The 14,059-nt window shown below is 65.2% G+C and carries 15 protein-coding genes, 1 tRNA gene and 1 pseudogene; 8 read left to right on the forward strand and 9 right to left on the reverse strand.

Going from position 1 to position 14,059, the window contains the following annotated elements; all coding sequences use genetic code 11:
* Both V5A38_RS11615 and V5A38_RS11620 read right to left on the reverse strand, forming a co-directional pair.
* A pseudogene (locus tag V5A38_RS11615) lies at positions 1–284 on the reverse strand (hypothetical protein); the annotation flags it as partial.
* Positions 285–577: 293 nt separating this feature from the next.
* Positions 578–651, reverse strand: a tRNA-Val gene (locus V5A38_RS11620).
* 82 nt (positions 652–733) lie between these two features.
* Between V5A38_RS11620 and V5A38_RS11625 the strand changes: the two genes are divergently transcribed.
* The 4 genes from V5A38_RS11625 (at position 734) to V5A38_RS11640 (ending at position 4,368) form a co-directional block, all read left to right on the forward strand.
* Positions 734–1,210: a DUF192 domain-containing protein gene (locus V5A38_RS11625; protein ID WP_332325929.1), complete on the forward strand. Its 477-nt coding sequence runs from the start codon at positions 734–736 to the stop codon at positions 1,208–1,210.
* Positions 1,211–1,230: 20 nt separating this feature from the next.
* Entirely contained in the window at positions 1,231–1,500 is a 270-nt protein-coding gene (locus tag V5A38_RS11630; protein WP_332325930.1) for a hypothetical protein, read from the forward strand.
* 147 nt (positions 1,501–1,647) lie between these two features.
* On the forward strand, positions 1,648–3,576 hold the full coding sequence (locus tag V5A38_RS11635) for an ABC transporter ATP-binding protein (protein WP_332325931.1): 1,929 nt from the start codon (positions 1,648–1,650) through the stop codon (positions 3,574–3,576).
* A gap of 66 nt (positions 3,577–3,642) precedes the next feature.
* The gene (locus tag V5A38_RS11640; RefSeq protein ID WP_332325932.1) at positions 3,643–4,368 is read left to right on the forward strand and encodes a creatininase family protein; all 726 of its coding nucleotides are present in this window, start codon (positions 3,643–3,645) and stop codon (positions 4,366–4,368) included.
* Here the strand turns inward: V5A38_RS11640 and V5A38_RS11645 are convergent, their stop codons facing one another.
* Positions 4,369–4,797 (reverse strand): DUF5790 family protein, encoded by a 429-nt coding sequence (locus tag V5A38_RS11645; RefSeq protein ID WP_332325933.1) that lies wholly within the window; start codon positions 4,795–4,797, stop codon positions 4,369–4,371.
* Positions 4,798–4,915: 118 nt separating this feature from the next.
* A complete protein-coding gene (locus V5A38_RS11650; protein WP_332325934.1) occupies positions 4,916–5,350 on the reverse strand; it encodes a dihydroneopterin aldolase family protein in 435 nt (144 codons plus the stop codon).
* A 98-nt stretch (positions 5,351–5,448) separates the two neighbouring features.
* Between V5A38_RS11650 and azf the strand changes: the two genes are divergently transcribed.
* Complete coding sequence (gene azf, locus V5A38_RS11655; RefSeq protein WP_332325935.1) at positions 5,449–6,249, forward strand: NAD-dependent glucose-6-phosphate dehydrogenase Azf; 801 nt, start codon at positions 5,449–5,451, stop codon at positions 6,247–6,249.
* 21 nt (positions 6,250–6,270) lie between these two features.
* Here azf and V5A38_RS11660 read toward each other — a convergent pair whose 3' ends face one another.
* From V5A38_RS11660 to V5A38_RS11675, 4 genes are all read right to left on the reverse strand, one after another.
* On the reverse strand, positions 6,271–6,897 hold the full coding sequence (locus V5A38_RS11660; protein WP_332325936.1) for a hypothetical protein: 627 nt from the start codon (positions 6,895–6,897) through the stop codon (positions 6,271–6,273).
* A complete protein-coding gene (locus V5A38_RS11665) occupies positions 6,894–8,798 on the reverse strand; it encodes a flippase activity-associated protein Agl23 (RefSeq protein ID WP_332325937.1) in 1,905 nt (634 codons plus the stop codon). The genes V5A38_RS11660 and V5A38_RS11665 overlap by 4 nt, the downstream gene beginning before the upstream one ends.
* Before the next feature lie 83 nt (positions 8,799–8,881).
* Complete coding sequence (locus V5A38_RS11670; RefSeq protein ID WP_332325938.1) at positions 8,882–10,312, reverse strand: single-stranded DNA binding protein; 1,431 nt, start codon at positions 10,310–10,312, stop codon at positions 8,882–8,884.
* 184 nt (positions 10,313–10,496) lie between these two features.
* On the reverse strand, positions 10,497–10,781 hold the full coding sequence (locus tag V5A38_RS11675) for a hypothetical protein (protein ID WP_332325939.1): 285 nt from the start codon (positions 10,779–10,781) through the stop codon (positions 10,497–10,499).
* A 90-nt stretch (positions 10,782–10,871) separates the two neighbouring features.
* Between V5A38_RS11675 and V5A38_RS11680 the strand changes: the two genes are divergently transcribed.
* On the forward strand, positions 10,872–11,561 hold the full coding sequence (locus tag V5A38_RS11680) for a hypothetical protein (protein ID WP_332325940.1): 690 nt from the start codon (positions 10,872–10,874) through the stop codon (positions 11,559–11,561).
* 136 nt (positions 11,562–11,697) lie between these two features.
* Here the strand turns inward: V5A38_RS11680 and V5A38_RS11685 are convergent, their stop codons facing one another.
* On the reverse strand, positions 11,698–12,357 hold the full coding sequence (locus V5A38_RS11685) for a site-specific integrase (RefSeq protein ID WP_332325941.1): 660 nt from the start codon (positions 12,355–12,357) through the stop codon (positions 11,698–11,700).
* A 324-nt stretch (positions 12,358–12,681) separates the two neighbouring features.
* Between V5A38_RS11685 and V5A38_RS11690 the strand changes: the two genes are divergently transcribed.
* A complete protein-coding gene (locus tag V5A38_RS11690; RefSeq protein ID WP_332325942.1) occupies positions 12,682–13,266 on the forward strand; it encodes a hypothetical protein in 585 nt (194 codons plus the stop codon).
* Positions 13,267–13,659: 393 nt separating this feature from the next.
* On the forward strand, positions 13,660–14,059 hold a 400-nt coding region (locus V5A38_RS11695), incomplete at its 3' end, for a surface glycoprotein (RefSeq protein ID WP_332325943.1).

Consider the following 14,059-nt stretch of genomic DNA (forward strand, 5'->3'; position numbering starts at 1 on the left):
ATGGTCGCAGTGACGTCGCGACAGGTTTCGCCACATTTCTCGATGTTGTCGATGACGAACGAGAACGGCGGCTGGGTTTCGGTGCCGGAGGCGTCCTCCGTGCTCGTCTCCTCGACGACGACCGTATCGCTGAACGTCTCGGTCGCGGGTTCGTCGCCCCCACCGCCACCGGAGCTACTGCCTCCGCCCGGTGCCGGAATAACGCCAAGGGAGAACGCACCCACGACGCCCCCGACGACGACGAGCAGTACAACCGCCCCGATAGCGAGGGACTTCGCCTTCATAGTGTGTTCCTAAACTCACTCTCGGCGGCCCCACAAAAAGCTCTGACGGCTGTTCCCTGCCCCCTGTGGTACCGTGTCGAAAGAGTTCGGTAGGAGGAGACTACTTGGGATGATGGCTGGTACAGAAACGTGCAGTTCGGAACAGCTCGAACGGGTTGAAACCCGAATCGCTCCCGCTTCAAGCAACAGGCACGGGCGGATGTGAACCGCGAGGGCTCGCGATGCTCGCCCTCTGGGTACAGAATCCGCCCTTGCGGGCATTCGTTACTGCTCACTTCGTTCGCAGAAACTCATGGGCTCGGGCGGATTTGAACCACCGGCCTTCTCCATGTAAAGGAGACGTCATACCGAACTAGACCACGAGCCCGTACTTCGGAACCCTCGCCCCGAGCGAATAACGATTTCGCTCTCGGCGCAACGCTTAGCATCCCGCCGCCCCTGGCTCTGCTGTGCGCGACCGAACCCGAATCGCCCTCTTCATCGTTCTCGTCGTCGCCGGCGGCGCCATCGCCTTCCACGACCCCGGCGAACGAACGACCGTCACCTTCGTCGACGAGAACGGCACCACGCTCGCGCGGGCCGACGTCGCCGTCTCCGACAGCTTCCCCGAGCGCTACACCGGGCTGAGCGACACCGAATCGCTCGGGCCGAACGAGGGGATGCTGTTCGTGCATCCGGGGGACGGGAACCATACCTACGTGATGCGCGATATGGCGTTCCCCATCGACATCGTGTTCGTCGCCGAGAACGGCACCATCACGACCATTCACCACGCTGAACTCCCGGAGGAAGGTGAGGACCTCGACGGCTACCAGGGCGACGGGAAGTTCGTCGTGGAACTCTCCGACGGGTTCACGACCGAGCACGGTATCGAAGTCGGCGATATCGTCAGAATTCCCGACCAACACCGTAAGGCCGAGGGCTGAGGAGCCGAAACCATCGAGCCATGAGTGACGCTATCGACGCCCTCGCCGACCGCGACGGGTGGCAGGACGAGGGGTTCGCCGCTCGTGTTCATTACCAGGGCAGCGGCGACCGCTACAGCATCGAGTATTACGCCCCGAGTGACTGCGTGCTCTACTGGCGGGTCAAAGACGATGGGGAGACGGCCGTCCCCGTCGGCCGGGGGACCGTTCCTGAGCCGCTGCGCGCGCGCATTCGGGAGGACCTCACCGCCGCCGGTATCGACCCGGAGGTCGAGGGGCGGACGCTGTAACTACTGTGTGAGGGAGAGTCACACCACCACAAGCGACACACCGTGTGGCCCGCCAGCGTGAATACCGACGCAGAACTCGCGTTCACGGCAGAATTATCATGTTTCGATTCGTAAGTGTTTTTGAGTGCCGTCGTCTCTTTCTGTTCAATGTCACACCCTTCTGATGAGGATGATCCCTTCGAGGACATCCGACAGAAGACGGAAAACCCCATGAAGCGGCTGTTCGGGGAGTATGGGATGCCGAACGCTCCCTACTTCGCGATGGGTCTCTTCGGGAGCGTCGCCGCGCGGGTGCTGGACCTTCTCCCACCGCTGCTTCTGGGGATCGCCATCGACTCTATCTTCGGATCGGAGATCTACGACCTCCCGCTGGTGCCCCAGGCGTGGATTCCGGGGACGACCATGGGGAAGTTCTGGTTCACTATCGGCACCATCGCTTTCGCCTTCTTCGGCGGGTCGGCGTTTCACTGGGTGCGCAACTACGGCTGGAACGCCTTCGCCCAGAACATCCAGCATAGCGTCCGGACGGACACGTACGACAAGATGCAGCGGCTGAACATGAACTTCTTCGCGGAGAAACAGACCGGCGAGATGATGTCCATCCTCTCGAACGACGTGAACCGGCTCGAACGGTTCCTCAACGACGGGATGAACTCCGCGTTCCGGCTCTCGGTGATGGTCGTCGGTATCGCCGGTATCCTGCTCTGGCTCAACCCCCGGCTGGCCCTCATCACGCTGCTGCCCATCCCCATCATCGCCGTCACGACCTGGAAGTTCATCGACATTATCCAGCCCAAATACGCCACGGTGCGCAAAACCGTCGGCCACCTCAACAGCCGGCTGGAGAACAACCTCGGCGGTATCAAGGTCATCAAGACGTTCAACACGGAGAGCTTCGAGTCCGAACGCGTCGACGACGTCTCGATGGAGTACTACGACGCCAACTGGGACGCCATCAACACCCGGATCAAGTTCTTCCCCGCGCTTCGGGTCATCGCCGGCGTCGGCTTCGTCATCACGTTTACCGTGGGCGGGCTCTGGGTGCTCGGCCTCGCGCCGGTCTGGATTACTGGCGGCGCCGCCCCCCTCCGAGAGGGTGTGTTCGTTTCGTTCATCCTCTACACGCAGCGGTTCATCTGGCCCATGGCGCAGTTCGGCTCCATCATCAACATGTACCAGCGGGCCCGCGCCTCCAGCGCGCGCCTGTTCGGGCTGATGGACACGCCCTCGCGCATCGTCGAAGACCCCGACGCCGGGGAACTGGAGGTCACTGACGGCCACGTCGAGTACGACGACGTAAGCTTCGGCTACGACGAGGAGACCATCGTCAAGGACGTCAACTTCGATGTGCCCGGCGGTGACACCGTCGCGCTGGTCGGCCCGACCGGTGCCGGGAAATCCACAGTGCTCAAACTCCTGCTCCGGATGTACGACGTGGATGAGGGCGCAATCCGTATCGATAATCAGGACATCCGCGACGTGACCATCCCCTCGCTCCGGCAGAGCCTTGGCTACGTCTCCCAGGACACGTTCATGTTCTACGGCACCGTCGCCGACAACATCGAGTACGGGACGTTCGGCGCCGACCACGAGCAGGTCGTCGAGGCCGCGAAAGCCGCCGAGGCCCACGACTTCATCATGAACCTCCCGGAGGGGTACGAGACCGAGATCGGCGAGCGCGGCGTGAAGCTCTCGGGTGGCCAGCGCCAGCGGCTCTCCATCGCCCGAGCGGTCCTGAAAGACCCCGAACTGCTCATCCTCGACGAAGCGACCTCCGACGTGGACACGGAGACGGAGATGCTCATCCAGCGCTCTATCGACAAACTCACCGAGAACCGTACCACGTTCGCAATCGCCCACCGCCTCTCGACGATCAAGGACGCCGACCAGATCATCGTACTCGAGGACGGCCAGATCGTCGAGCGCGGTACCCACGAGGAGCTCATCCAGGACGACGGGCTTTACGCTCACCTCTGGGGCGTGCAGGCCGGCGAAATCGACACACTCCCCGAGGAGTTCATCCAGCGCGCCCAGCAGCGCCACGCCGAGGCCGACGTGGACGTCGACGACGACTGACCGCCCAGCCCGTTCGGTTTCACGTCCCACCGCAGCCTACAAGCGAGCGCCAGCCAACTCCCGGGTATGCAACTCGCCGACGCTACCTGGACCGACGTGGAGGACACCGACACCCGCCTCGCGCTCCTCCCAGTCGGCTCGACTGAAGGCCACGGCCCCCACGCACCGCTCAGCACTGACACGCTCAACGCCGAATCCATCGCCGAAGCCGCCGCTGAACGCTACGAAGCACGGATGAACGACCCAGTCGTGGTCGGGCCTTCGGTCACCGTCGGCATCAGCGAGGAACACCGCGCCTTCGACGGCACGCTCTGGGTCTCGCCGAACACGTTCCGGGCGTACGTCCGGGAGACCGTCGAGAGCCTCGCACACCACGGGCTGGACCGGGTCGTCCTCGTCAACGGCCACGGCGGCAACATCGACGCGCTCCAGGAAGTCAGCGCCCGACTCACCCGCGACGGGACCGCCAGCGTCGCCCCCTTCACCTGGTTCAACGCCGTGGGTGAACACAGTAGCGACATGGGTCACGCCGGCCCGCTGGAGACGGCGCTGCTGCGCACCGAACACCCCGAACTGGTCCGGGAGGGCCGCATCGAGGACGCTCGGCAGAACGGGAGCGACCGCTGGGGGGAGTGGGTCTCGGGCGTCAATCTGGCCTACGACAGCGACGAGTTCACCGAGAACGGCGTCGTCGGCGACCCCGCCGAGGGCGACGCCGCGCGCGGCGAGGAACTGCTCGGGCTGGCAACCGAGTCGCTGGTCGACGTACTCGGGGCGCTCGCTGAACGATAGCTACTCCTCTTGGCTTTCGTCCTCGCCCGTTTCCTCACCGCCAGCGGCGTCCTGCAGCGCCGAGCGGAGCCCCGGAAGCGTGCCGGCGAGATCACCCACGTCCTCGTGGGCCGCCTCTACGTCCTCGATGAGTTCCTCCAGTTCATCGATTTCGTCCTCCAGGTCGTCGGCGTCCTCGAAGGCGTCGGCGCGCTCGCCCATCACGTACTGTTTCTTTGCCTGCCGGAGGCTCTCGGCGGCGTCGCCGGTATCGAGCGCCGAGCGCAGGGAGTTGAGCACGCCGAGCGTGTTCTCAGCCTCGACGTCCCAGATGGCGTCGGCCGGCGGGAGCGCCGCTCGGGCGCCGGCCAGATGGGACTCGACTTCCGACCGCATCTCCGCGGCAGCCTCGCCGAACAGGTCCTCCTCGTCGAACGTCGTTTGGCTCATACTGACAGATTGGAGACGCGCAGGGTAAAAGGGTCGCCACGGGGCGAAAGTGAAATCGGCGTCTCCACCGCTCCGAACGCCCGATTAACCGGTTCAAGTGAACCAGTTCCGCCGCGCCCTACTCGTCGACGGCGACGAGTTTCATCAGCGGGTAGCCGTCCGTCATCTCCATCCGGGTACGGACGACGACGTCCTCGTACTCGATACGCATCTTCACCTCCATCAGGTGACCCGAGAGCTCGGTGTACCCACCGGAAGACGTTTCGGCTCGCTCGTCCTGCTCGCTCGCGGAACTGCGACTTCCGTGCTCCCGGTCGCTATTGCTCCCGGGAATCTCGTCATGTCCGATATCCGCAGCAACCCGGTCGTCGAGAATGTCGACGGTAACGGACTCGCAGTAGGGCTGGTTCTCGATGGACTCGGCAATCGCAGTTTCGAGGCTCCGGGTGCTCTCCGGCGAGACGGGCGTGCCGGCGAACTGGTGATAGAGCGAGCCGAACTTGATACCGGCCTCGAAGCAGGCCTGCTGGGCGTCGGTGGGCGCGTCGGACATACCCGGTGGTCGGGACGGGCCGGGGAAAGCCGTGTCGGGGCGCGCCGAACTGCTCGAACCGTACCGTATTTACCCTCTCTCGCCACACGTCCACTCGAATGGACGATCCGGTCCTGCTGACAGGCGCCAGCGGTCGCGTCGGCCAGGCGATCCTCTCTCATCTGGCCGACGAGTTCGAGTGGCGCCTGCTCGATCGCGAGCCGATCCCCGAAGACCGCCGCTACGGTGTCCCAGAATCGGCGTCGATCGTCGCCGACGTGACCGACGACGAGGCGGTCGCCGACGCCGTCGGCGGCTGCGGCGCCGTCATCCACCTCGCGGGCGATCCGCGCCCGAACGCGCCGTGGGACTCGGTGCTCACGAACAACATCGACGGCACGCAGACGGTGTACCAAGCAGCCGTCGATGCCGGCGTGGAGAAGGTGGCCTACGCCTCCTCGAACCACGCGGTCGGCGCCTACGAGGCGGAGGAACGCACCCCGGAGATGTACCGGACAGACGACGAGTTTCGCCTCGACGGCACCGAACTCCCCCGCCCGTCGAACCTCTACGGCGTCTCGAAAGCCACCGGTGAGACACTCGGGCGCTACTACCACGACGAGCACGACCTCTCGGTAGTCTGTGTCCGCATCGGCAACCTCACCAAGGGCCACCCGCCCCGGGAGTACGAACGGGGGCAGGCGATGTGGCTCTCCCACCCCGACTGTGCGCATCTGTTCGACCGCTGTGTGAAGGCGGAGTACGACTACGAGATCGTCTACGGGATCTCAGATAACGACCGGAAGTACTACTCTATCGAGCGGGCCAAAGAGGTGCTGGGGTACGAGCCGCGGGACAACTCGGCGGAGTATACGTTCGAAGGTGAGCTCCGCGAAGACGCCGAACACCCCGAAGAGTAGGAAATCGAGTCAGCCCCCTCCTCACTCCTCGTCGGTCTCCTCGAACAACCCGTCAACGTCCCGTTCCTTCCGGCGCTCCCGCTCGACCATCCCGGAGAGCCGCTGGAAGACGATGGGTCGCTGTGCCGGGTCGCCGACGAAATCCCGGAGGAACGTCGCATAGGGTGACTCGTCCGGCTGCGCCGCCTGCTCGGCGAACCGAATCGCGTCGGCGACGATATCCACGTCGTACGACGTCGACTCGGCCACGACGGCCGCGGCGACGCCCGCCGCAGCAACCGAGAGCGTGCTCGGACCCGGGAACGCACCCCCCACTGAAATCGACGGAGCACGCGCTCGCTCGATTCGCTCCGGATCTGCGTGGAACGCGCCGAGCCAGCGCTGGAGTGGCGCGGTTTCGACGCCTCGCGTGGTCGGGTCCGCAGCCGCAAGCTGTCGAGTGGCGCGGTCCGCCGACTCCATCGCCTCGCTCCAGTTCCCGGTACGAGCGTTGGCCACGGTCCCGACAAACGCCCCGAGTCCGTCGAGCAGCGTCGTCTCCGGCGCAGTCAAGATCGCCTGCGCCGCGCGAAACTCCCCGGCGTTGTACGCCGCCGCGCCTGCGTGGAGCGCGATCCCCGGCTCGACGGCGTCGAGCGGGTCCGTCACGGTTCTCCGCTCGCCGCAGCCAGTTCGTCCTCGTCGAGGTAGATGACGATCTCCCGGCCGATGGTGCGGAGGTGGTGGAACCGCTTCTCGTAGCCGGTGAGTGATTCGTCGAGTTCGTTCTCCCGCTCGGCGTGAGCGATGACGACCGCCGGCGCCTCCGCGCTGAGTCGGTCGTTCAGAGCCGACTGGTTGTAGGCGCAGTCGGCCCCCCAGTCGTCGGCGGCGACGTACCAGTGGAGCGGTAACCCCTGGAGCAGCCGCAAGCATTCGGGTTTGGGCTCCCCACCCTCACCGGGTTCGGCGACGAGTTCCTTGCCGTAGAACAGAACGTCAGTCCCCTCGTCGTTCGCGGCGATGGCGCCGATGTCGTCGAGGGTTCCTCGCATCTCCTGCTGGGGCTGTGCGTACTGCACCATCGAGTTGTCGCCGGCGGTCGGATTGAGGTAGACCGCGGAGACAGCCGGCCCGACAACCAGCCCCGCGACGAGCAGGAGGATGACGGCGGTGAGTGCTGTGCCGACCCGGTCCTCTTCCAGTAGCATCTCCTGGCCCCAGCGGCCGACCAGTGCCAGGCCGACACCGGCCGGTATGGTCAACGGGACGAGCGCGTTCACCATGACCCAGCCCGCTCGGATGTCGGTGCCGAGCGGGTAGCCGAACACGCTGACGAAGCCCCAGTAGCCCGCGAACATCACCAGCGGGCGCGGGCGGTCGGTGGTGTAGCGCGCCACGGCGAAGCCGAACAGCGAGAACGTCACCGTCACTGCCGCGTAGTCGGCGAGCACGCCAAGCGAGTGTTCGAGGAAGCAGAGATACCCCTCGATGAGGTTCTCCTTCCCGCAGCCGGGGTCCGTACTCCCGCCGAACCAGTACTGCAGTCCCTGCTCGATATCCGCCCCAGTGCGGTCTAACAGCTCCGGGAACTGCATCGGGTTGAACACCGCATCCCAGAGTCCGACCGCGGGGCCGGGCGAGCGCGGTGCGTAGAAGAACAACGAGATGGCCAGGAAGAGCCCGGCACCGGCGACCAGCGCTTTGCCCCACGGGACCACCGCCCGCTCGGGAAACAGTTCAGCGAGCAGTAACACGCCGCTGGCGAAGGCCACGAGCAGCGCCGTCGCCGCCGTGAGCGCCCACCCCGAGATGGCCGCGTAGCCGAACAGAGCAACAGCCACCGCAGCGATTGCCGTCCAGATGACCGCATCCGTCGAGCGATTCGGGCGCGACAGCGCAGTGACCAGCGGTCGGGTCCGTCGCCTGATGAGGTCGGTGCCACTGCGGGCACTCTTCGGGTTCATCAGCGAGAAATCCGCCACCAGGGCGCCAGCGCCAAGCCAGCAGAGGACGTAGACGACGGCGTTCTCCTTCGAGGCGAAGCCGAGCGCGGCGAGCCCGAACGCCGGATAGAGCAGCAACGGCTCGCGGTGGTCGAACGCCCGGAGCGCGAAGCCGACGGCCGCGGTCATGAACGCCGCGACGAACAGTGTGCTACGGTAGAACCGGGAGTAGTAGAGCAACACCGGATTGAATGCAAGCAGCGCGGCCATCGCGACGACTTCGCTGTCACGCAACCGATTGCGGAACAGCAACGCAACCAGCGGCAGCGCTGCGCCGACGAGGGCGACGACCAGCCGCATCGTGAAGTCGTTAGCACCGAGCAGCCCGAACACCGCGGCGTCGGCGTACTGTGCGAACGGGCCGTGGACGATATAGCGGTAGCGTATCGATCCCGTCTGCAGGTAATCCAGTGCCCAGTAGGCGACACGGCCCTCGTCGTAGTGGGCGACTCTGTCACCGAGAACGACGAGGCGGGCGAGCAACCCCAATGCGACGATGCCGGCGACGGTCCGAACCGTGCGGTCGGTCCGGTCGAGCACCCCCATGACTGCCGAGCGGTCCATCGCTCACGAACTGAAACCGGCCGAACGTAAGTGCTTCCTTCCGGTTCGACCGCGGGGTTCCCGGAACCGACTGGGTGACACCCTCAGAAGAGCTCGTCGGCGTCGATGCGACCGTCGCGCTCGACGCCCCGCACCGTCACCTCCTCACCCAGGCGGACACTCTCGCTCGTCTCGACGCTCCGTGTCTCGTCGCCGCTGTCGAGCACGACCGGACTGCCCGACTGAACGACCGTTCCGGTGAACTCGACCGCCACAGCCTCGCCATCGAAATCCTCGGCGGCGTCGGCGGTGTCGGTAGTCGTGTCCGACCCGTCGCCATCCGCGAACGAGGAGAGTCCACCCTGGCCGGCCGGGGTTTTCTCCGCTCGGTCGCCGGCGTCACGCTCACTGGAGAGGGTGGCCTCACCCTCCAGCAGGCTGACGGTGGACTGCCAGCCCGCGGAGGCCTCGAGTTCGTCCTGCCAGCCGTCCTGGATCTCCACGTCGGTGAACGCGACGCGGTCCGCGAGTTCGATATCCCGGTCGGCCTTGTCGCCCCAGAGCGCCACCCGGATATCGCCCGTATCGTCGCGGATGCGGACGTTCCGGACCTGGCCCTGCGAGCCGTCGTCGCGGTCGAACGTGCGCTTCTCGTCGGTCTCGATGACTGCACCGGCGATGTCGACGGTATCGTCCATCTCGACGCTCTCGATATCGGCCGTATCGGGGACGTACTCGACGTCTTCGTCGACCTCCTCGATCGTGCCGCGGGAGCCGACGTGGAGCTCCAGGTCGCCCTCGCGCTCGCGGACGTAGCCGTCGACGACTTCGACGACCTCGCCCGCCGCCAGTTCGTCCAGCAACTCCGTCGCCTCGTCCCAGAGCGTCACCCGGATACGACCGGTTTCGTCGCCGATGGCGCAGTTGCCGACTCGGCCCTGCGAGCCGTCGTCGCGGTCGAACGTGCGGTAGTCGGCGTCCACGTCGAGCAGTTCCCCGACGAGAGTGACGTCCTTTCGCCCCATCGAAAGCTCCTCGACGGTGTAGCTGTCGCCAAGCGACACCTCGATATCGACGCCGGGTTCGACTTCTGCTTTGTCAGCCGAGACCTCCACGCCGTTGTACCCCTCCTTGGGCCGCCCGGCGATACGGAGCACCTCACCCTCCTGCAGCGTCTCGATGGCGCCTTCGGCCATCTCGTCCCAGAGCGAGAGCCGGATGCGCCCCGTCTCGTCGGCGACTTCGGCGTTGACGACCTGGCCGTCCTCCTGGTCGCCCTCGCGCTCGAACGTCCGGAGTTCGCCGATAGAGACGATTTTGGCGACGAACTTCACCTCGTCCATCCCCGGTTCGATATCGGCGACGCCCTCGACCTCGCCCCCTTCGTCCTCCAGTTCGTGGGCGACGAGCATCGCCGCCGTCTCGTCGTCGGCGAGCCCGCCCATCTCCTCGACCTTCTCCGCCACCATCTCCTCGAACTCCTCCGTGGAGACGTCCGCATCGAGCTCCTCGTGGACGTCCTCGATGGCACTCATAGTTGCCGGAGGAAAGTGCAGCCGACGCTTAAACGTTGTCGTTGGGGTGTGAACGGCGCTCTCTCTGCCGGTTTCGCGGAACTGCTCGTCGCGGCCATACACCGGGCTGTTCGCCCCATCCGACAAGAATGCTTGGCCCGGAACACTGGCTCCCGACGGGTGATCGCAGAACCGCACCGGCCGCTCAGTTCGTCTCGGTCCCCGCAGTTCCGTCAGCCTCGTGTTTGTAGGTGAACGTCCAGATTCCGCCGTCCTCCTCGGCCTGCACGACGACGATACGCTCCTCCTGGCCTTCGGTCGCGCCGGGGGGGCCGATCGGCACGCGGTACGCACACTCCGGCGGCCCCTCGGTCGTTCCCGCGGCCTCCATATCCATCGGGAACGCCTGGATCGGTGCCTTGCCGGGGAACTGCTCGTCGATACAGCCGCGCAACGCGTCGTCGAACGTCGCCGCACTGACTGCTGTCATACTGCCCACTGGTAGAGCGCCAGTAATGACTCTTGGCCCTCGGGGACGCCGGCGACAACGCTTTTGCCTGTTTGTGGAGAGAACTCACCTATGAGTAGCTACGAAACGTCGACGGAGCGTGGCTTCCTGCTCGCGGGACGCGAGTGGCAGGCTATCGGTGGCGCGACCGGGCTGATGCTGCTGAACGTGCTCGTGATGTTCGTCGTCGCCGCCTCGCCGCTGGCGCAGGCGAATCGGCTGCTGTTCTCCATTCCCATCGTCGGCGCGTTAGTCTACGGTGCGTTCATCGCCGGTGGCGAACTGCTCGCCGAACGCGGCTTCAAGAACGACTCCATGGGGCTCGCTGTCGCCGGCGTCGTCGTGCTCGAACTCGCGTTCGGGATGTTCGGCGGCGGCGTGCTCTCGTTCATCGGCCAGGAGCTACGCGGGACCGCCATCGCCATCACCGGCGCCGTCGTCATCCTCCTGACAGCCGGCATCGGGACGTACGTCTACGCCCGGAGAGAGACGCAGTTCGACCACTACGGCTCGTGGGCGAACTACGCCTTCCTCGCCGGCCTGGTCGCCATCCTCGTCGGCTCGTTCATCTCCGTGGTGCTCGTGCTGGGGTTCATCTGCATCTTCCTCGGCTTCCTGTTCCGCCTCGGCTACGAGATGTGGCAGATCCGGGAGAACCGCGGTCGCGGCGTCCCGATGCAGGCTATCGGCCTCTACATCGCCGTGGCTGGGGTGTTCGTCCACGTCCTCCAGATCGCGGTGCGGATGCTGGCCGAGCGATAGCGCGTCGAACGCTTATGCCCCTCGAGACCGTTTTTTCTCGAATGGGACTCTTCAGAGAGGCCGGCCGGCAGGTCGAACAGCTCAAACAGAGCGTCACGGGGGACGAGGACGCCGAAGCCGCCGACGACGACGCGGACTACGAGTGTGAGTCGTGCGGCGCCCGGTTCGACACGCACGATGGGGAGTGTCCGGAGTGCTGGTCGGCGGAGATCTCCCAAACAACGACGTGAGGAGCCCTGCGCGCTGCTGCCGGCGAGTACGCCCCTTTGTAGTGCTCAAGGAACGTCTCCAGATCCTCCCAGCCACCCCAGTCGAGCGCCAGTAGCGGATCCACCTCGGCGTCGGCGAGCGCCGTCGCCCAGGTGCGCCGGAGATCGTGCGTCGAGAGCTCCCGCCAGCCGGCGTCGCCAGTCTCCTCGGCGAGCTGCTCGCCAGCGCTCGAGACCCACCGCCGAAGCGTCCTCGTCGACGACACCGAGAGCAGCGGGTCGTCGGCGCCGCCCTCGCGCATCTCGGCGAGCGTGCTGATCGACGCCGCCAGCTTCGGCGGCACGGGCGTCTCACGGAACTTGTCGCCCTTCCCCTCCCAGACCCGGAGCATCGTCCCGGCGTCCGTGTCGACGACGTCCCGCGGCGTCACGTCGAGCCACTCGCCCGAGCGCAGCCCGCAGCGCACGCCGAGGGAGAACGCGATTCGTTGCGCTGTGTTCTCAGCTGTCGCGAGGAACCGCTCGGTCTCCTCCTCCGACAGCCACACCTTCTTGTCCGACCTTTCGTCGTGTTCCCGAAGATTCATCGCTAAACCCATGTCCGGCTTCTCGCTATCCGGTCAAAAGTGCGGGGTAAATGGCTACTTCGAGAGGCGATCGAGGCCGATCTGGAGCTGATCCTGTCCGACCCTCCACTGCACCCGGTCAAATGACGTGTCGACATCTGCATGCGGGTGGGAATCGCCGGTGGAAGTCAACGGGTAAGTGCCCGCAATCGCCGTGATGCCACGCACCGGCTACCCGAATCGATGCAATTGGTCTTACGGTTACGCACGCGCGAGTGCTCTGTTTGTGCTCCCGCGACGGTCGCTGTCAGAACGTTCAACCGCCCGCCTCCGCACCACCCCAGTATGCCCTACAGCGACGCAGACCTCCTCGAGGACATCCGTGCCGTCGCCGCCGAAGTCGGCGGGACGCCGACATTGAACGACTACCGTGAGCACGGCACCGCCGCGGTGACGACGATCTACAGCCACTTCGGATCGTGGCGAGACGCACTTGCGGCGGCCGGCTATGAGCCGCGCGAGCCTGATTCGGAAGTCACTGACGAGGAGCTCCTTGAGGAACTTGAGCGCCTTGCCGACGAGCTGGGCAAGCGACCGACCGCTGTCGAGATGAACGACCACGGTGCACACTGGGCCGCAACCTACCGTCGCGCGTTCGGCTCGTGGAATGCAGCCTGCGAAGCTGTCGGGCTCGAGACTTCCCAGCCGGTCGCGCAGGAGACACTGTCTGCGGCAGAACTTCTCGAGGAACTCACGCGCGTTGCCGAGATGTGTGGCGCACCACCCAGTGTCTCCGACATGCGAGACGAAGGCACGTACGGTCCACGAACGTACTATCGCCGATTCGGCTCGTGGACTGCGGCTGTCGAGGAAGCTGGGTTCGAACCACATTCGGCCCCCACCGAGTCCGGTGATAGCGACGAGGCATGATGAGCGTCACTAAACAGATCGGCGTCTCTGACACGAAGACAGGCCGGCCCCTCCCCTGGCACCGGCTCGCTTGCGAGACCCGCCTACGAGACGGGGACTGGCTGGCGTCGCTACATTGGCTTCTTTGAGACGGCGTTGTCACGGGCCGGGTCAGACGCCGCAATCGCGAATCGGCTATTTTCTGCCCGTACAGGCCCTGTGAATGCCTCACACACAACGTGAAAGCACACAAAGTATTTACCGGGAGGGTCAGTATGTCTCAGCACCCCTACCCATGACAGCTCGTGTGGATTGCTCCAAGTCGCGACAGCGCGGTGCCGGTCGCGGCACACATCTCGGAAGGAGTACGAAGCGGGACCTGTCGGTGCAGTGCGGTGCAACTTACAACAAACAATGACAGACAACTCAAAGCAACTCCGCGCGCTGGTCCTTGCAGCGCTGATGGTGTTCAGCGTCTTCGCTGGCACGATCGCGCTCACAGGCACAGCTGCGGCGGCCGATTCACCCTCGGTCAACACGTTCACGAATACGAGCGTGGTCGAGGGAGAAACGGTAACTCACGACGTATCGTTCACAGTAGAGAATATTAGTGCAGATGGTTCCACTGACACTATCGAAGTGGCACTGCCCGCGGCGGCCACCATCACTGGTGTCAGTAATGTCCAGGTTGAGAACAGTAGTGGTGCAATCTCGTTCTCGCCGACCGTTGGGACCAATACGGCAACGTTCGACATCAACCAGAGTACTGGTCCGGCGAACCAGTCAATCACAGTCAGCTTCACAGCTACTGTTG

The sequence above is a fragment of the Halolamina sp. genome, assembly GCF_036626355.1.
Lineage (GTDB): Archaea > Halobacteriota > Halobacteria > Halobacteriales > Haloferacaceae > Halolamina.